This is a genomic window from Pseudomonas sp. P5_B3 (assembly GCF_056400405.1).
Map to the genome: position 1 here is coordinate 12929 of NZ_JBFULI010000062.1, position 17729 is coordinate 30657.

15 protein-coding genes and 1 pseudogene are annotated in these 17729 nt (G+C 59.7%); 8 read left to right on the forward strand and 8 right to left on the reverse strand.

The annotated features are described in order from the left end of the window. Positions 1–152: 152 nt before the first annotated feature. Together AC1DRN_RS26060 and AC1DRN_RS26065 are read right to left on the reverse strand one after the other, a co-directional pair. Positions 153–1796, reverse strand: a complete 1644-nt coding sequence (locus tag AC1DRN_RS26060) for a SulP family inorganic anion transporter (protein WP_223461865.1) — start codon at positions 1794–1796, stop codon at positions 153–155. Between the two features lie 94 nt (positions 1797–1890). Beyond that, positions 1891–3171 carry a serine/threonine transporter gene (locus AC1DRN_RS26065; RefSeq protein WP_223461867.1) on the reverse strand — a complete coding sequence of 427 codons (1281 nt, stop codon included), beginning with the start codon at positions 3169–3171 and terminating at the stop codon, positions 1891–1893. A 390-nt stretch (positions 3172–3561) separates the two neighbouring features. Between AC1DRN_RS26065 and AC1DRN_RS26070 the strand changes: the two genes are divergently transcribed. The 7 genes from AC1DRN_RS26070 to AC1DRN_RS26100 all read left to right on the forward strand — a co-directional run bounded on the left by AC1DRN_RS26070 (position 3562) and on the right by AC1DRN_RS26100 (position 9408). Continuing rightward, positions 3562–3945, forward strand: coding sequence for a tautomerase family protein (locus tag AC1DRN_RS26070; RefSeq protein WP_223461869.1), 384 nt, complete (start codon positions 3562–3564; stop codon positions 3943–3945). Between the two features lie 29 nt (positions 3946–3974). Beyond that, positions 3975–4559 (forward strand): TetR/AcrR family transcriptional regulator, encoded by a 585-nt coding sequence (locus AC1DRN_RS26075; RefSeq protein WP_223461870.1) that lies wholly within the window; start codon positions 3975–3977, stop codon positions 4557–4559. Positions 4560–5026: 467 nt separating this feature from the next. Then, positions 5027–5548 carry a DUF4822 domain-containing protein gene (locus tag AC1DRN_RS26080; RefSeq protein WP_223461872.1) on the forward strand — a complete coding sequence of 174 codons (522 nt, stop codon included), beginning with the start codon at positions 5027–5029 and terminating at the stop codon, positions 5546–5548. 101 nt (positions 5549–5649) lie between these two features. After that, positions 5650–6087, forward strand: coding sequence for a hypothetical protein (locus AC1DRN_RS26085; RefSeq protein ID WP_223461874.1), 438 nt, complete (start codon positions 5650–5652; stop codon positions 6085–6087). A 212-nt stretch (positions 6088–6299) separates the two neighbouring features. Beyond that, positions 6300–7265 (forward strand): 2-hydroxyacid dehydrogenase, encoded by a 966-nt coding sequence (locus tag AC1DRN_RS26090; protein ID WP_223461876.1) that lies wholly within the window; start codon positions 6300–6302, stop codon positions 7263–7265. Between the two features lie 144 nt (positions 7266–7409). Further along, the gene (locus AC1DRN_RS26095) at positions 7410–8477 is read left to right on the forward strand and encodes a phosphotransferase family protein (protein WP_223461878.1); all 1068 of its coding nucleotides are present in this window, start codon (positions 7410–7412) and stop codon (positions 8475–8477) included. Between the two features lie 163 nt (positions 8478–8640). Continuing rightward, positions 8641–9408 carry an SDR family oxidoreductase gene (locus AC1DRN_RS26100; RefSeq protein WP_477786841.1) on the forward strand — a complete coding sequence of 256 codons (768 nt, stop codon included), beginning with the start codon at positions 8641–8643 and terminating at the stop codon, positions 9406–9408. Positions 9409–9874: 466 nt separating this feature from the next. Here AC1DRN_RS26100 and AC1DRN_RS26105 read toward each other — a convergent pair whose 3' ends face one another. The 5 genes from AC1DRN_RS26105 to AC1DRN_RS26125 form a co-directional block, all read right to left on the reverse strand. Continuing rightward, entirely contained in the window at positions 9875–10972 is a 1098-nt protein-coding gene (locus AC1DRN_RS26105) for a LuxR C-terminal-related transcriptional regulator (RefSeq protein ID WP_223461880.1), read from the reverse strand. A 149-nt stretch (positions 10973–11121) separates the two neighbouring features. Then, the gene (locus AC1DRN_RS26110; protein ID WP_223461882.1) at positions 11122–12015 is read right to left on the reverse strand and encodes a sigma-70 family RNA polymerase sigma factor; all 894 of its coding nucleotides are present in this window, start codon (positions 12013–12015) and stop codon (positions 11122–11124) included. A 3-nt stretch (positions 12016–12018) separates the two neighbouring features. After that, positions 12019–12453, reverse strand: coding sequence for a carboxymuconolactone decarboxylase family protein (locus AC1DRN_RS26115; RefSeq protein WP_223461884.1), 435 nt, complete (start codon positions 12451–12453; stop codon positions 12019–12021). A gap of 94 nt (positions 12454–12547) precedes the next feature. Then, complete coding sequence (locus tag AC1DRN_RS26120) at positions 12548–13831, reverse strand: Zn-dependent hydrolase (RefSeq protein ID WP_477786842.1); 1284 nt, start codon at positions 13829–13831, stop codon at positions 12548–12550. 166 nt (positions 13832–13997) lie between these two features. After that, entirely contained in the window at positions 13998–15482 is a 1485-nt protein-coding gene (locus tag AC1DRN_RS26125) for an NCS1 family nucleobase:cation symporter-1 (RefSeq protein WP_223461888.1), read from the reverse strand. Positions 15483–16021: 539 nt separating this feature from the next. On the opposite strand from AC1DRN_RS26125, the gene hydA reads away from it, so the two are divergent. Next, positions 16022–17461, forward strand: a complete 1440-nt coding sequence (hydA, locus tag AC1DRN_RS26130; RefSeq protein WP_223461890.1) for a dihydropyrimidinase — start codon at positions 16022–16024, stop codon at positions 17459–17461. A 104-nt stretch (positions 17462–17565) separates the two neighbouring features. Here hydA and AC1DRN_RS26135 read toward each other — a convergent pair. Further along, a pseudogene (locus AC1DRN_RS26135) lies at positions 17566–17729 on the reverse strand (dihydropyrimidinase); the annotation flags it as partial.

Here is a 17729-nt window from a genome sequence, read left to right on the forward strand (position 1 = left end):
GAACGCCGCCCATCGTGAGATGGGCGGCGTTTTTTTATGCCTTCTGCCACAGCCCCTACCCTGTGGGAGCGAGCTTGCTCGCGATGGCGGTCTGTCTGTTAAATCCATGTCGACTGACCCGCCGCTATCGCGAGCAAGCTCGCTCCCACAGGTTATGCGCCAGCCTTCAGGGCCTGCTGCACCGCCCCATCTACACTCAAACCACTCAGAATCACACCGCTGGATTTCACCTGCGCCAATGCCGTTTGTACGTCATCCTTCAGCCGCGCCAGAATCAGGCGTTTGCCCTCCTGATGCACCCGCACAAAAAACTCCTGCAACGCCTCGATGCTGGTGCCATCCAGATCTGGCGACTCCTCAAGACTGAGAATCACCGAATGAACAGGCACTTGTGAGTGTCGAATCAGACGCAAGGCACCGCCAAGAATCCGCTCGACGTTGGCAAAGAACAACGCTTCCCCCGGTCGCACAATCAACACACCCGGCACTGCTTGCGCCGTTGGATGGCGGTGCAGGTCGACAAAGTCGTGACCGCCATCGATGCGCCCCAGAATCTGGATATCCGCCGCAGACATCTGCTTGAGCATCAGCAATACACTGATCGCCACCGCCACCAGCAAGCCATCCAGCACCCCCAGCACCAACACCGCAGCCACGGCGCAGATCACCAGCAAGCGGTCACGGCGCCAGATGAAATACCGTCCCAGCGGCTGCAGGCTCAAGCCGCGACCCAGGGCATGGATGACGATGGCGGCGAGGATCGGTTCCGGGGTCAGGGCGATGTAAGGCAGCACCGTCAGGACAATGACCAGCACCATCAGCGCCGCCACGATACCGGCCAGACGCGAAGTGGCACCCGCCGCCTCATTGGCCGACGTCGCCGAATACCCCGCTCCCGCCGGCATGCCGTGGAACAGGCCGGACAGCAGGTTGGAAGCCCCCAGCGCAAGCAAGTCGCGGTTCGAGGTGACGCGGTCACCATGTTTTAGCGCATAAGAACTGATCGAACCATAGGACTCCGCATACAGAATCATCACCATGGCGAACGCCAATTCCCCCAGACGCAGCCAGTCGGCAAACGGCAGTACCGGCAGCTTCGGCACCTCCAGGCTCAGGTCGATCACGCCGATCAGCTTCACGCCATAGGCCGGCAGGTCCAGCCACTGCCCCGCCGCAATGCCGATCACCACCACCAACAAACCTCCCGGCAAGCGCCGAAACCGCGCAAACAGCCATAACAAGGCCAATGCCACGGCGCCGACACCAGCCGCCACCCAGTTCCATTGCGGCAGTTGCTCCAGCAGTTGCGGCAGGAAGCCCACCAGGTTGGCATCGGTCAAATGCACGCCGACCACACTGGCGACCTGTTTGAGAATGATGGTCAGCGCCAGGCCAAAGGCAAAGCCGCGCAGCACCGGTTTGGCGATGAACGAGGTCACGCTGCCGAGCTTGAACAGCCCGGCCAGCAAGAAAAACGCCCCGGTCACCAGCACCAGGCCGATGGCCAGGGTCGAGCGAAGCCCGGGGTCGCCATTGGCCAAGGTGGCGGTCGCGGCGGCCAGCACCGCGGCGGACGATGAAGTGGCCGAGACAATCGCAAAGCGGCTGGTACCGAACAGGCCATAACACAGCAACCCGGCGAACAAGGCGATCACCCCGGCTTGGGGCGCCAGTGCGGCGATGCTTGAATAGGCGACCGCTTCAGGCAGCAACAGGCCGGCAATCGACAAACCTGCCATCAGGTCCTGCCAGCGGTTGGGTTGCACGGTGGGATTAGCGTTGGGGGCGCTCGACAATCCAGTGTCTCCAGGCGAAAAAAAACCGCTGCACGTATCACGTGCAGCGGCCACTGTAGCTGTCAATCCGGCACTGTGCGAGCAGGCCGGTCGATCATGCGGTCAGCGAGTAGATCAACGCCGTGATCGCCACCAGGCCCACCGCCGTCACGAAGACGTTGGATGCCTGACCGCGATAGCGCGCCATCGCTGGAACCTTGCGGATGGCGTACATCGGCATCAGGAACAGGATCGCCGCGATCACCGGGCCACCGAGGGTTTCGATCATGCCGAGGATGCTCGGGTTCAGCGTGGCGACGATCCAGCACACCACCAGCATGAACGCGGCGGTCATGCGGTCCAGGGTCTTGGCGGACGGACGCTTGCCGCTCTTGACGATCAGGCCCTTGAGACCTTCGCTGGCGCCGATGTAGTGGCCCAGGAACGACTTGGAAATGGCCACGAAGGCAATCAACGGCGCCGCGAAGGCGATGGTTGGATTGCTGAAGTGGTTGGCCAGGTACGACAGGATCGACAGGTTCTGCGCCTTGGCTTCAGCCAGTTGTGCTGGCGACAGGGTCAGCACGCAACTGAAGACGAAGAACAGCACCATCACCACCATCAGCAGGTGGGCGCGGGACAGGATCTGCGAGCTGCGCTCCTCGGCATGCTCACCATAGCGACGCTTCTGGTCCACGGCGAACGCCGAGATGATCGGCGAGTGGTTGAACGAGAACACCATCACCGGAATCGCCAGCCACATCGTGTGCAGCAACGCCGAAGGCGCCGGCACGCTGCTGGCGGTAGCCAGGATCCCGCCGTTCCAGTGCGGAACCAGGTACACCGCCAGGAACAGCAGCGCAACGATGAACGGGTAGACCATCAGACTCATGGCCTTGACGATCAATTGCTCACCGCAACGTACCACCGCCAGCAGGCCGAGGATCAGCACCAGCGACAGCACGGCGCGCGGTGGCGGCATGATGTGCAGTTGATGCTCGAGGAAACTGCCCACGGTGTTGGTCAGGGCCACGCTGTAGATCAGCAGGATCGGGAAAATCGCGAAGAAGTACAGCAAGGTGATCAGCGCGCCGGCCTTGATGCCGAAATGCTCTTCCACCACTTCGGTGATGTCGGCGCCTTCGCGACCGGAAAGCACGAAACGGGTCAACCCGCGGTGTGCGTAGAACGTCATCGGGAACGCCAGCAACGCCAGGATCACCAGCGGCCAGAAACCGCCCAGGCCTGCGTTGATCGGCAAAAACAGGGTTCCCGCACCAATCGCCGTGCCGAACAGGCCCAGCATCCAGGTGGTGTCTTGGCGATTCCAGCTCGACAGCGTTGCTGGTGTCGCATCTACATAGCGTTTGTTGACGCTATTGGCCTGATCATTCATCCGGTGGGATCTCCACATTCCGGTCACTTGCCACCCGGTCAGAACGCGTCGGAATACCCGACAGGCAGCGCCCTGGCCGGAACAGGGGCGCGATTCTGGAGGATTAGTGAACAGAAGCAAAGACTTAGGTGAGGAACGGTGGTACCAGATAGACGGAAGTCCCCCTGTGGGAGATCACCTGTGGGAGCGAGCTTGCTCCGGGCGGCGTTCCGACGATAGCGGTGTATCAGCCGGAGAATATGTTGCATGTGCCGCAGCCATCGCGAGCAAGCTCGCTCCCACAAGGATCTGCAGTGCACCTGCGCGTCATCGCCAAAGCGCAGTCCGCACTTGATAAAGGTCTACCATCATGTATTTTTAACTGACCTGCATTCCCCCCGGAGTCTTCCCATGCCACTGGTTCGCGTCGACATCAAAAAACATCAGGACCCCACCCACGCAAAGCGCATCGGCCAACTGATCTATGCCGCCATGCACAGCACCATCGGTGTACCGCAGAATGATAATTTCCAGATCCTCGCCGAACACGATGCGCAGCATTTCATCTTTGACCCCGGTTATCTGGGCATCAACCGCACGGACCAGTTGGTAGTGATCCAGATCACCATGAGCGAAGGCCGGACTATCGAGCAGAAAAAACTCCTCTACAAAACCATTGCCGAGAGCCTTCATGCAGAGCTCGCGGTGCGCCTGGAGGACGTTTTCATTAATCTGGTGGAAGTGAAAAAAGAGAACTGGTCGTTTGGCAATGGAATTGCCCAATACGCCCTCTGATGTTCAACCTGCAGACCTGAGAGTGACCCATGCCCCGAGTTTCCCGTAAACAAGCCGACCTCAACCGCGAGACCATCGTCGATGCCGCCACACGGCTGTTTCGTGAACGCGGCTTGCACGGGATCAGCGTGGTCGATGTGATGGCCGCCGCGGGCCTGACCCACGGTGGTTTCTACGGGCACTTCGAATCCAGGGAAGCCCTGGCACGGGAGGCTGGCGGCCGGGCGTTCCAGCAGTCCGCAGAGCGCTGGAAAACCAGTATCGCCGAAAGCGCGGACAACGAGAGCGCCCGTCGTGCCTTGATCGAGCCTTACCTGTCGGCGGCCAGCCGCGACAACCCCGGCGAAAGTTGTCCGGTGGTCGCCTTCGCCGGAGACATGTGCCACGAAGCCGCCGATAGCGGGTTGCGCCAGACCTTCAACGAAGGCCTGAGCCGCTTACTGCAGACCTTCGGCCCATTGATGGACACCGGCGACGCGACACGGGATCGACAGCAGGCGCTGGTGCAGTTTTCGTTGATGGTCGGTGCCCTGACCCTGGCCCGCGCCACTCAGGGCGAGCCGCTGTCCGATGAAATCCTCGAGGCGACCGTTGGTTTTCTGATGCAGAGTTGACAATTGGCAGGCCCGACTCGACGTCAGCCTGTTCGGGCACATGAACATCCCGCGCCGAATCTCGCCTGTATCACCGCGACCACTGTCGGCAGGTCGCGGGGTGGCTGGCCGGGATAAACACGGCGCAGTGACTCCAAGGCCCCGCCGGAGGGAGCCTTGTTGTATGCCGTATCAACGAGCCCTCCAACGGCCCAACTTTCGCCAAGTGCCCTCCTGTTTCAGCGATCAGGCACAGAACTTGTCAAACATAATATTAATCACCTTACACTTTAGGCACAGCGAATATTCCTACGACCAATACATACAGAAAAGTTACGACAATATATTACTCATTAAGAAAACCTTGAATTGTTACAAGCCACTTCTCACCATTGTACAACGTCCATTCTCGAACTATATTTTCCACGCACTGAAGCTGGCTAACCAATAGCGGGCGCCCCCTATAAAACAAATAAGGAGTTATTCGCATGCAAAAAAACAACATAACGTCTACATGCCTGCTTCTTGCTGTATTGCTTTGTCCGCTCGGTAGCTTCGCGCAACAAAGCCCTGCCACTGCCGATATTCGCGCGCTGGCATCGTCGCCTAGATGGCTGACAACCAAGGTCTATATAGAGGGTGCGCCACAAACGGACGTAAAAGCGAATTACCCCGGAGTGGTGGGCATATCGACGTGGGACCCCGAACGCAATCGCTATGAGTTCTTCTACACCGACACGGGAGAATCAAAGTACAACAATGGGGGTGGCGGTTACTTCTTTGTCACGGGCGATCAAAAAACCCACGTTTTAGTGCCCGATGTCGGGCCCACCAAGGCCATGGCCAGACGATTGGAAACGTTGAATACCAATGAATTCACCTATTCTCGCGAAGTGCCCCGTGACATGAAAGACAATAACCCGCCGGTACGCATCTATGTCGTTCATGCTCCCTACACCGGAGCAGTAGTTACAAAATCCGCCATCAAGCCAGACACCGATATCCACTGAAACCATTCAAGCTGCACGGCACCCACAATTCAATTCATCACCCCAACGCAGCGCTGGCGTTTAAATATATCTTGTCACCTATAAAAACATGGAGTTTCAATATGCAAAACGCCCTGAGAACATTACTGGTATCTACGCTACTGATCGCCTCGGCTTTCTCCGTTGCCAACGCGCAACCCACTACGCCCTCCCCGGCAAAAAATGCCGTTGCCACGCCAGACAATGCAATCATGCTGACCGTCTTTTTAAAGCACGATCAATCACGATCTTTGCCTGAACTGAAGACCCAACTTGAAAAGCAAGGATACTATGAGGCCTTTCCACCTGAGGGGGTAGAGGTCGTCAGTTGGAACACCGTGATGGGTATCGGCCAAATAGTCACATTACGCTTCCCGGCCTCCCGCCTGATAGAAGTAAATCTTGCATTTGAAAGAACAGCATGGGGAAGTTTCAGGACCGAGTTCTATCCGACCTATGATGCCAAAGCGATTGCACTGGCGGAACGAGACAGAGTACTAAAGCAGCGAACTGCCCAGTGACGCTGCGGCAGCACACTGTATTTGCAGTGTGCTGCCCAGTGACGTGACATCGGCTCCGTCTGCCCTGAACCACGAGTTTGCTTCTTTCAGGAAGCGGTCCAGACTGAAAAAACACCGTCTCTGCGATTGGCGACTATTGCCAATCCGCTTGGGAATCAACACCCTGAAAATGTTTTTCACGCCCGACACGTCACGATCAAAGGAGCAGAGTAATGCCCGCAACCGTTCTGGTACTGGTTGAAACCATCAATGATTACCTGCCGATTCTAGAGCATCAAGGCTTCCACCTGATTCTGGCTCCGACACCCGCCGAGCGCGCAGAGGCCATCACCCGCTATGCCGGCCACATCGATGCCGTCCTGACCCGTGGCCCCCTGGGGCTGTATGCCGATGAAATCGCCGCCCTGCCCAATCTCAAGATCATCTGCGTGATCGGTGCCGGTTATGAGCATGTCGACCTGCAGGCGGCCGCTGATCGCGGCATCACCGTGACCAATGGCGCCGGGGTCAACGCCTCGTCCGTCGCCGACCATGCCATGGCGCTGCTGCTGTCGCTGGTGCGCGATATACCCCGCTGTGATGCTGCCGTACGACGCGGYGAGTGGCCGAAGATCATGCGCCCTTCCCTCGCCGGCAAACGCCTGGGCATCCTTGGCCTCGGCGCGGTCGGCATGGCCATCGCCAAACGCGCCAGCGCCGGTTTCGACATGACCATTGGTTACCACAATCGCCAGCATCGCAGCGATGTGCCCTACACCTTCTGCTCGACCCCTACCGAACTGGCGCGCACCTCGGACTTCCTGATCGTCGCCACGCCCGGAGGCCCGGCCACAAGACACCTGGTCAATCGCCAGGTGCTCGACGCGTTGGGCCCCAAGGGGTTTATCGTCAACATCGCCCGGGCCAGCGTGATTGCCACCGCTGACCTGATCAGCGCCCTGCAGCAACGCCGGATCGCCGGTGCCGCGCTGGATGTATTCGACGCCGAACCGAAGGTACCGGATGAGCTCAAGACCCTGAGCAACGTGATCCTCACGCCCCATGTCGCCGGGCTGTCCCCGGAAGCCACCCAAGGCACCGTTGAACTGGTGGGCAAGAACCTCGTGGCGTTTTTCTCCAGCCAACCGGTGCTGACGCCGATCAACTTGCCACCCGCCACGAGCCATGTCGCCCAGTGACGGCGATTCAAACAGCTGTATCAAAAACAATGATTGGCCGGCAACACGCTCGCCTATAAGAGCCATTCGCGGTTGTGGGTGCGCCGTGTGGGCATTAGATTAGCCAATAGTTTCAGGCCTCCAGAATAAGCAGAAGGGATAAGCATGGCGCTTAATGACCAGTCCACCCGTACCCGCACCGGCGAAGAGCTCGATGCGAGCCTGATCGATCCGTACCTCAAGGCCCATATTCCGGGGCTCAGCGGCTTGCCTCAAATCAGCCAGTTTCCGGGCGGCGCTTCTAACCTCACCTACTTGCTGGAATACCCCGAACAGGAATTCGTCCTGCGTCGCCCGCCCTTCGGCCACAAGGCCAGGTCGGCCCACGACATGGGCCGTGAATTCCGCATCCTCAATCAACTGCGCGACGGTTTTCCGTACTGCCCGAAAGCCTATGTGCACTGCACCGACGAATCGGTGATCGGTGCCGAGTTCTATGTCATGGAACGAGTCAACGGCATCATCCTGCGCTCGGACCTGCCGCCGGAACTGGGCCTGGATACGGCGAAAACCGAAGCCTTGTGCAAGAGCTTCATCGACAAGTTCGTGGAACTGCATCGCGTCGACTACAACGCCTACGGCCTGGGCGACCTGGGCAAACCCGAAGGTTACGTGGCGCGGCAAATCAAAGGCTGGAGCGATCGCTACGAAAAAGCCCTGACCCCCGATGCGCCACACTGGCAAACGGTGAAAGCCTGGCTCAACGACAAGATGCCGGCCGACCACCCGGTCTCCAGCATCGTGCACAACGACTACCGCTTCGACAACGTGATCCTCGACCCGAACAACCCGATGCAGATCATCGGCGTGCTCGACTGGGAACTGACCACCCTGGGCGATCCGCTGATGGACCTGGGCAACACCCTCGCCTACTGGATCGAAGCCGATGATCCGGCGCCGGTGCAGATGATGCGCCGCCAACCAAGCCACGCGCCGGGCATGTTGACCCGCCGTGAGTTCGTCGATTACTACGCCGAACGCTCGGGCATCCGCATCGACAATTTCGATTTCTACTACACCTACGGCCTGTTCCGCCTGGCCGGCATCGTGCAGCAGATCTACTACCGCTTCTACCATGGCCAGACCCAGGACAAACGCTTCGCGCAGTTCATTCACATGAACAAGCTGCTGGAGCAGATGAGCTTGCAGGTCATCCAGAAATCCAGCCTCTGAGATCCCCTGTAGGAGCGAGCTTGCTCCGGGCGGCGTTCCGACGAAGGTCGTCAACGATAACGCTCGCTCATTAACCAAACGCGGCAAATCCGCCTCCACCGAACAGCATTGGCCTCTACCCCGGCATTCGACTGCATAACAAGACTTTTTATAAGGGAATCCCATGTCCAAGACTCAGTTGTTCGACCTCGACGGCAAGATCGCTTTCGTCTCCGGCGCCAGCCGTGGCATCGGTGAAGCCATCGCCAAACTGCTGGCCCAGCAAGGCGCTCACGTGATCGTGTCGAGCCGCAAGCTTGAAGGCTGTCAGCACGTCGCCGACGCCATTATCGCCGCCGGCGGCAAGGCCACCGCCATCGCCTGCCACATCGGCGAAATGGAACAGATCAGCCAGGTCTTCGCCGGCATCAAGGAACAGTTCGGCCGCCTGGACATCCTGGTCAACAACGCCGCGACCAACCCGCAGTTCTGCAACGTGCTGGACACCGACCTCAGCGCCTTCCAGAAAACCGTCGACGTGAACATTCGCGGCTACTTCTTCATGTCGGTCGAAGCCGGCAAGCTGATGCGCGAAAACGGTGGTGGCAGCATCATCAACGTGGCCTCGATCAACGGTGTTTCGCCGGGGATCTTCCAGGGTATTTACTCGGTGACCAAGGCGGCCGTCATCAACATGACCAAGGTGTTTGCCAAGGAGTGTGCGGAGTTCGGGATTCGCTGCAATGCCTTGCTGCCGGGCCTGACCGACACCAAGTTCGCCTCGGCACTGGTGAAAAACGAAGCCATCCTGAACACCGCGCTGCAACAGATTCCGCTCAAGCGCGTGGCTGACCCAAGCGAAATGGCCGGCGCAGTGTTGTACCTGGCCAGCGACGCCTCCAGCTACACCACAGGTGTTTCGTTGAATGTGGATGGCGGATTCCTGTCCTGATTGCCTGAGTGCCCCCTCTGTGGGAGCAAGCTTGGTCCCACAGAGAGATACCCCCCGAGCAAGTCGGGGTTGTTGCCCATCGAAGCGCCCTGATTTACTGCGTGACGCAACGCGTCGTGGTGGTGACTCGGGTCACCTGCCCGCCTTCGCCCCGTACATCGCCCAGGACATCGGTTTTATCCATGGTCTGGCAGGTTCGTTCAGGAGGGGGTGGCGTGACCGGTGGAAGGGGTGGCGGACTGGCACAGCCGCCGAGAATCGCTACGCAAAATGCCAGCGACAAAGGGGAGATAACGCGCTTCCCAAGAGCCTTCATAAGTTGACCCGCGACAAGTGATCGACACATTTTTTGTGACAACAGAACCGGCGCGCAAATCCACACACCTGCCACAAAAATAAAAATCTGCGAATCACTTATGGCCCGACCGGTGGCATTTGCGCCTTATCGCTGCTCCTTTGGCTGCCACTATTTCGAGAACAGTCCCCACTCCCGCGCCCAGACAATCGCTTCATTGCGGCTGTGCACATTGAGTTTGGAATACACCGCCGCCACATGGTTGCGCACTGTGTTCGGCGCGAGTTTCAGGCGCGCGGCGATTTCCTTGTCGGCCCGGCCTTCGCATATCAGGCCCAGCACTTCGCGCTCACGGGCAGTCAGGTCGGTGAAGGACACACTGGGCAACTTCGGTGAATTGACATGCTTCACCCTGGCCAGTTTTTCGATCAGCGTGCGGCTGAACCATGAGGCGCCCTTCATCGCTTCCTCGATGGCCGACACCAGTTCCAGCTCGGTGCGCTTGCGCTCGGTGATGTCCACCAGCACCAGCAGATAGCACGGGTTGTCTTGAATGTTCACCGTGTCCGCCGACACGGTGCAATCGATCAGCCCGGCGTCTTTTCTGCGCACGCGCACATCGATGCGGTCCAGACTGCCGGTTTTCTCCAGCGCGGCGAACAGCCAGATGCGCGCATTTTTGTCATCGATGAAGTCGATCTGCGCAATGCTGATCCCAAGCACTTCCTCACTGGGATAACCGAGGGTATCGAGGAACGCTTCGTTGACGTCCAGCACCCGTTGATCGGCCGCGCCACACAGCAGAATCGGCACCGGGGACAGGCGAAACGCAGTAGCGAAGCGTTGCGAGGCACTGGCCCGGTCGGTGACATCGTCCATGATCAGCACCAGCGATTCCGGCTCGCCACGGCTGTCGACCAACACCAGACTGCGCACTCGATGGACCCAGGTGCGTTCATCGCCCGCCGCCGACGTCACTTCTACCAGCACATCGCTGAACGTCTCGCCGCGAACCACCCGGTTGATCGGGTAGCTGTCGACCGGCACGACGTGATTGTTGTGATAGCGCAGGGTGAATTTTTTCGCATACGCCTTGGCGCTGCTACCCAGATCGCTGATCTGCACGGCACCGTGCATGGCCAGCGCCGCCTCGTTGGCCCACAGGATGCTCTGGTCGGGATCCAGCAGAATCACTCCGTCGGACAGGCCGGCGATGATTTGTTGCAGCTGGCGGCGATTGGCTTGCGTGGTCAGGACGTCCTGGCTCATAGCGACTCCAAAAGTAGGGTGACCCTGTGAAGACTACGACCGCCGGAGTTTTGGTTAGTGCAACGAACCCTGTGGGAGCGAGCCCGCTCCCACAGGGATCTCCATCATTTTCTGTCAGCGAAAAGCTTGAAGGGCCGGTGGCCCTCTGACTATTGCACGTTAAAGGACGCGCCCAGTCCCGCCAACTTGTCCGGATTACGCATGATGAACACCCGATTCACCCGCCCCGTTTCGTCGAAACCAAACGTCATCGACGCGGTGATAACACCGTCGGCCTTGATCATCACCCCTTGAGCACCATTGATTTCAATGGGCAGCCATTCACACATTTGCCAATAGGCGTGCAACGACTGACCAATGAAGTCCAGCACGCTTTCGATGCCAAACAGGGTTTCGCGGATGGCCGGGGCCTTGCCGCCGCTGTCGGCGCACAGTTCAACGTCTTCGCTCAGCAAGACGCTCAAGGAAGCGGTCGAGCCGCTGGCGATAGCCCCGTGAAACGCACCCAGCAATTGGCTTTGACGCACGGGTTCCGGCTGGTAACGGGCGTGTCCGTTGCCGAGACTGGCCTTGGCCCGAGACACCAATTTGCGGCAAGCGCCTTCCTGCACTCCGACTGCGTCGGCGACTTGCGGGTAATCCATGTCGAAAATTTCGTACAGCAGGTACGCGGCGCGCTCCTTGGGTGTCAGCCGCTCCAGCAACAACACGAATGCGGTGGACAGCGACGAAGCCAGTTCATGCATCTGCTCGGGTGAGTCCTGATGGGCCGTGTGAATCGGCTCCGGCAGCCAGGTGCCGATGTAGTCGACCCGGGATTTGTGCGCCGAGCGCAGCACATCGATGCAGTGCCGGGTGCAGGTCGTGGTCAGCCAGGCGGCCGGCGTGGCGATGGCGGCGCGATCGGCCTCCAGCCACTTGATGAACAACTCTTGCACCGCATCCTCGGCTTCGGCGCGCGAGCCGAGGATGCGATAGGCCAGACCGAGCAAAAAGGGCCGACGCTGCTCGAATACAGTGGCGGTGTTTTCAGCGCAATTCATCAGTCAGTGCCTCGACACCTGCAAGCGGTTCCACAGGTTGATCATGCCGATCTCGGCCGTCAAGGCGCCGATCTGTTCGTCGTTGAAATGCGCTCTCAGTTCACCGCGCAGGCTGGCGTAATCGGTGTTTTCATCGAGCACGGTCAGGGCTTCGGTCCATGCCAGCGCGGCGCGCTCCGAAAGGCTGAAGTCACTCACGTGACGCCAGACGATCAGGCGATCCAGGCGCTCGTTGGTTTCATTGGCCTCACGGGCTTCGCGAGTGTGCATCTTCACGCAGAAACCACATTGGTTGATCTGCGAGGCGCGCAGGTGGATCAAATGCCTGAGCGTGGGATTGAGATCACTATTATCGAGAACGACATGAACCTGGGTCAGGCTTTCGAAAACCTGTTGGATCGATTGCAGCAGATTGACCGGTTGGGTGTTGGACGACATCGTGTTGCTCCACTGATTGAGGGATTCAACTGGATGACGATTGAGGATTGCGCGTTGTGACGTGCGCTGAAAGTTTCAGCGCACGTCACTTGGTTCAGGCCGCCAACTCGCCCTTCGCTACCGCCGCCGAAGCCGCCAGCATCGCCCGCAACAGCACCGCACACCCGGCCGCCAGGTCATCCGGCGCGGCGTTTTCGATTTCGTTGTGGCTGATGCCGCCTTCGCAGGGCACGAAGATCATTCCGGCCGGGCCGAGTTCGGCGAGGAAGATCGCGTCGTGCCCTGCTCCGCTGACGATGTCCATGTACGACAGGCCCAGGCCTTGGGCGGCGCCGCGCACGGCTTCGACGCAGCCCTTGTCGAAGTACAACGGCGGGAAGTCGGCCGTTGGCGTGAGCTCGAAGGTCAGGCCGTGTTCGTCGCAGGTGGTTTCAATGACTTCGCGCACTTCGGCGATCATCGAGTCCAGGCGCGCCGGTTCCAGATGGCGGAAGTCCAGGGTCATGCGCACTTCGCCGGGGATGACAKTGCGCGAGCCGGGATAGGCTTGCAGGCAACCGACGGTGCCGCAGGCATGGGGTTGGTGGCTGAGGGCGGCGCGGTTGAGCGCTCCGACGATCACCGCGGCGCCGACCAGGGCGTCCTTGCGCAGGTGCATCGGGGTCGGGCCGGCGTGGGCTTCGACGCCGCGCAGTTTGAGGTCGAACCATTTCTGCCCGAGGGCGCCCATGACTACGCCTATGGTCTTGCGCTCGTCTTCAAGGATCGGGCCTTGTTCTATGTGGGCTTCGAAATAGGCACCGACTTTGTGGCCACTGACTTTGCGCGGGCCGGCGTAGCCAATGGCATTGAGTGCTTCACCGACCGTCACGCCCTCGGCATCGACCTTGGCCAGGGTTTCCTCGAGGGTGAACTTTTCGGCGAACACGCCGGACCCCATCATGCACGGGGCGAAGCGCGAGCCCTCTTCGTTGGTCCAGACCACCACTTCCAGCGGCGCTTCAGTCTCGATGTTGAGGTCATTGAGGGTGCGCAGCACTTCGACGCCAGCCAATACACCGAAGCAGCCATCGAACTTGCCGCCGGTGGGCTGGGTGTCGATGTGGCTGCCGGTCATCACCGGCGGCAGGTCGGGGTTGCGCCCGGCTCGACGGGCGAAGATATTGCCGACGGCGTCGATGCTGACAGTACAACCCGCCTCCTCGCACCATTTGACGAAGATGTCCCGGGCCTGGCGGTCGAGGTCGGTCAGGGCCAGGCGACACACGCCGCCCTTGACCGTGGCGCCGAGCCTTGCCAGTTCCATGAGCGATTGCCACAGGCGGTCGCGGTTGATGTGCTGATGGCTGGACTGCAGAACGTCGACGGCAGCGTTCATGATGATCTCCTCAGGCTGTTCTTGTGTGTTTCTTCAGGCAATTCGTTGGTGAACTTGAGGCCGCCATCGCGGGCAAGCCCGCTCCCACAGTTGATCGGGTGTACACAGTATTAGTGTACGACTTCAGTCCCTGTGGGAGCGGGCTTGCCCGCGATGAGGCCCTCACTTACACCGCTGATTTCGCAACAGATGGGCTGGGCCGCATCACATTCAACCCGTAATAAATCAAGCCCCCGAGGGCCGAGCCGGTAAACCAGCCATAGCTGTAGAACCAGCTGAAGGCATCGCTGCCCAGGGACAGCAGCGTCAACACCACCGGCACGCCGAAGGCGAGGAAACCGCACCAGTTCCACGCCGGGTACACGTCATCGCGGTACAGGCCGGCAAGGTCGAGTTGCTGTTTCTTGATCAGGAAATAGTCCACCACCATGATCCCGGCGATCGGCCCCAGCAGGCTCGAATAACCGAGCAACCAGTTGGAATAGACGGTTTCGAGACTGACGTCCGAGACAATCAGGCCCAGTTTTTTCAGCAGCTCATGGGCCATCAATGCCAAGCCGACAAACCCGGTGAGCAATACTGCCTTGGTACGGTTGATGGCCTTGGGCGCGATGTTCTGGAAGTCATTGGTCGGCGACACGATGTTGGCTGCGGTATTGGTCGACAGCGTGGCGATGATGATCAACGCCATCGCCAGTGCGACCCAGACCGGGCTCTGGATATGACCGATCAGGGTCACCGGATCGGACACTGTCACGCCGACCAGCTTCACCGACGCGGCGGTCATCACCACGCCGAGGGACGCGAACAGGAACATGGTCAGCGGCAAACCGATGATCTGCCCGACGATCTGGTCCTTCTGGCTTTTTGCGTAGCGACTGAAGTCCGGAATGTTCAGTGACAGCGTGGCCCAGAAGCCGACCATCGCCGTCAGCCCGGCCGCGAAGTAGCTGGCCACGCCAGCACCTTCGGGGCGCTTGGCCGGAATCGCCAGCAATTCGCTCATCGACACGTTGGGCATGGCCCAGACCAGCAGGCCTGCGCCCACCAGCACCAGCAGCGGTGCCGACAGGGTTTCCAGCCATTTGATCGACTCGGCGCCGCGAATCACCACCCACAGGTTCAGCGCCCAGAACACCATGAAGCCGATGACCTCGCCGGTGCCGCCCAGGGATTTCCAGCCTTCGAACACCGAGCCGAGAAACAGGTGAATCGCCAGCCCGCCGAACATGGTCTGGATGCCGAACCAGCCGCACGCCACCAAGGCACGAATCAGGCACGGAATGTTGGAACCGAGCACGCCGAAGGACGAGCGCAGCAACACCGGAAAGGGAATACCGTACTTGGTACCGGGAAAGGCGTTAAGTGTCAGGGGAATCAATACGATGATGTTGGCGAACAGAATCGCCAGCAGCGCTTCGCCGACGGTCAGGCCGAAGTACGCGGTCAGCACCCCGCCGAGGGTGTAGGTCGGCACGCAGATTGCCATGCCCACCCACAGCGCGGTGATGTGCCATTTGTTCCAGGTGCGTTCGCGCACCTTGGTCGGTGCGATGTCGTGGTTGTAACGGGGACTGTCGAGGACATCGCTGCCGGCTTCCAGCTCAAACAAGCCGTCGCGTTCGGTCACTTGCGATCTGATCTGTTGCATGGCCGCTCCACTGTTCTTTTGATTATTGTTGCTCATCAGGGGCTGGCGGCATCAATAAACGTGCCGAGTGCCCCGATTACGCATCGGGCAGTTCCATAAACACATTGCAACCAACTGATGTTTATCGCTTTTATTCACTGACTCGACTATTTGTCAGGCCACTCAGGTCGACTGCCAGGCAAGTTGTCGAAACAGTCAGGACTCAATCTGGTGCGTTGATCTTTTTTCAATGGCTGCGCATCAACCATAGACCATACTCAAACAGCTGATTTCACATAGGAAATCTTGACTATTTTTCGATCCTGTCAAGTGCGTCAAAATGGTGAGCGGCCTCACCATTTTGGTGATTTCTGTATTTATTCGTTAAATATCAAATAGTTAACTACTGAATAAGCTTATAAAAAATATTCTTGCCGATTCTGATAAGTGCAGCTAGCGTTTAATCCTGACAGCGTTGGCAGGATTAGTTCTGTGCGGGCTGTTTTGAATAAAACATCTAGAACCGGCATAAGCCGGTCATTGCCTGCGAGGAACTCGGAATGTCTCTGTTGATCCGTGGCGCCACCGTTATTACCCATGATGAAAGTTATCGCGCCGATGTGTATTGCGCAGACGGCGTGATCAAGGCCATCGGCGAAAATCTCGATGTACCTGCAGGCGCCGAAGTGCTCGACGGCAGCGGCCAATACCTGATGCCCGGCGGCATCGATCCGCACACCCACATGCAACTGCCCTTCATGGGCACCGTGGCCAGCGAAGACTTCTACAGCGGCACGGCGGCGGGACTGGCCGGCGGCACCACCTCGATCATCGACTTCGTGATTCCCAATCCGCAGCAATCCTTGCTCGAAGCCTTCCATCAGTGGCGCGGCTGGGCCGAGAAGTCGGCGTCGGACTACGGCTTTCACGTCGCCATTACCTGGTGGAGCGAGCAGGTCCGCGAGGAAATGGCCGAGTTGGTCAGCCATCACGGCGTCAACAGCTTCAAGCATTTCATGGCCTACAAGAACGCGATCATGGCCGCCGATGACACCCTGGTGGCGAGTTTCGAACGCTGCCTGGAACTGGGCGCGGTGCCGACCGTTCACGCGGAAAACGGTGAACTGGTGTATCACCTGCAACGCAAGCTGATGGCCCAGGGCATCACCGGGCCGGAAGCCCATCCGCTGTCGCGGCCGTCACAGGTCGAAGGAGAGGCTGCGAGCCGGGCGATCCGCATCGCCGAAACCCTGGGCACGCCGCTGTACCTGGTCCACGTCTCGACCAAGGAGGCCCTCGATGAAATCACCTACGCCCGGGGCAAGGGCCAGCCGGTGTACGGCGAAGTGCTGGCCGGGCACCTGCTGCTGGACGACAGCGTCTACCGCGATCCGGACTGGCAAACCGCCGCCGGTTACGTGATGAGCCCGCCGTTCCGTCCTCGCGGCCATCAAGAGGCGCTCTGGCATGGCCTGCAATCGGGCAACCTGCACACCACCGCCACCGACCACTGTTGCTTCTGCGCCGAGCAAAAAGCCGCGGGCCGCGACGACTTCAGCAAGATCCCCAACGGCACCGCCGGCATCGAAGACCGCATGGCGGTGTTGTGGGATGAAGGCGTGAACAGCGGACGCTTTTCGATGCAGCAATTTGTCGCGCTGACATCCACCAACACGGCGAAGATCTTCAACCTCTACCCGCGCAAAGGCGCGATTCGCGTCGGCGCCGATGCCGACCTGGTGCTGTGGGACCCGCAAGGCACGCGGACCATTTCCGCCAAGACCCACCATCAGCAGGTGGACTTCAACATCTTCGAAGGCAAGACCGTGCGCGGCGTGCCCAGCCACACCATCAGCCAGGGCCGCGTGGTCTGGGCCGACGGCGACCTGCGGGCCGAGCGTGGTGCCGGGCGGTATATCGAACGGCCGGCGTATCCGGCGGTGTTTGATTTGCTGTGCAAGCGGGCTGAGTTGCACAAGCCTGTTGCCGTGAAACGCTGAAAGCGGCCTGCGGCCTATCGCGAGCAAGCTCGCTCCCACAGGGATCTCGGGTGTTCACAAAACCTGTGGGAGCGAGCTTGCTCGCGATAGGCCGCAGGCCGCTTTCAGCGTTTCACGGCAACAGGCTTGTGCAACTCAGCCCGCTTGCACAGCAAATCAAACACCGCCGRATACGCCGGCCGTTCGATATACCGCCCGGCACCACGCTCGGCCCGCAGGTCGCCGTCGGCCCAGACCACGCGGCCCTGGCTGATGGTGTGGCTGGGCA

Coding starts and splice junctions, on each gene's coding strand:
- AC1DRN_RS26100 (WP_477786841.1), top strand. CDS start 8,641: ATGTCCAAGACTCAGTTGTTCGACCTCGACGGCAAGATCGCTTTCGTC.
- AC1DRN_RS26080 (WP_223461872.1), top strand. CDS start 5,027: ATGCAAAAAAACAACATAACGTCTACATGCCTGCTTCTTGCTGTATTG.
- AC1DRN_RS26085 (WP_223461874.1), top strand. CDS start 5,650: ATGCAAAACGCCCTGAGAACATTACTGGTATCTACGCTACTGATCGCC.
- AC1DRN_RS26075 (WP_223461870.1), top strand. CDS start 3,975: ATGCCCCGAGTTTCCCGTAAACAAGCCGACCTCAACCGCGAGACCATC.
- AC1DRN_RS26070 (WP_223461869.1), top strand. CDS start 3,562: ATGCCACTGGTTCGCGTCGACATCAAAAAACATCAGGACCCCACCCAC.
- AC1DRN_RS26095 (WP_223461878.1), top strand. CDS start 7,410: ATGGCGCTTAATGACCAGTCCACCCGTACCCGCACCGGCGAAGAGCTC.
- hydA (WP_223461890.1), top strand. CDS start 16,022: ATGTCTCTGTTGATCCGTGGCGCCACCGTTATTACCCATGATGAAAGT.
- AC1DRN_RS26115 (WP_223461884.1), bottom strand. CDS start 12,453: ATGTCGTCCAACACCCAACCGGTCAATCTGCTGCAATCGATCCAACAG.
- AC1DRN_RS26125 (WP_223461888.1), bottom strand. CDS start 15,482: ATGCAACAGATCAGATCGCAAGTGACCGAACGCGACGGCTTGTTTGAG.
- AC1DRN_RS26110 (WP_223461882.1), bottom strand. CDS start 12,015: ATGAATTGCGCTGAAAACACCGCCACTGTATTCGAGCAGCGTCGGCCC.
- AC1DRN_RS26105 (WP_223461880.1), bottom strand. CDS start 10,972: ATGAGCCAGGACGTCCTGACCACGCAAGCCAATCGCCGCCAGCTGCAA.
- AC1DRN_RS26065 (WP_223461867.1), bottom strand. CDS start 3,171: ATGAATGATCAGGCCAATAGCGTCAACAAACGCTATGTAGATGCGACA.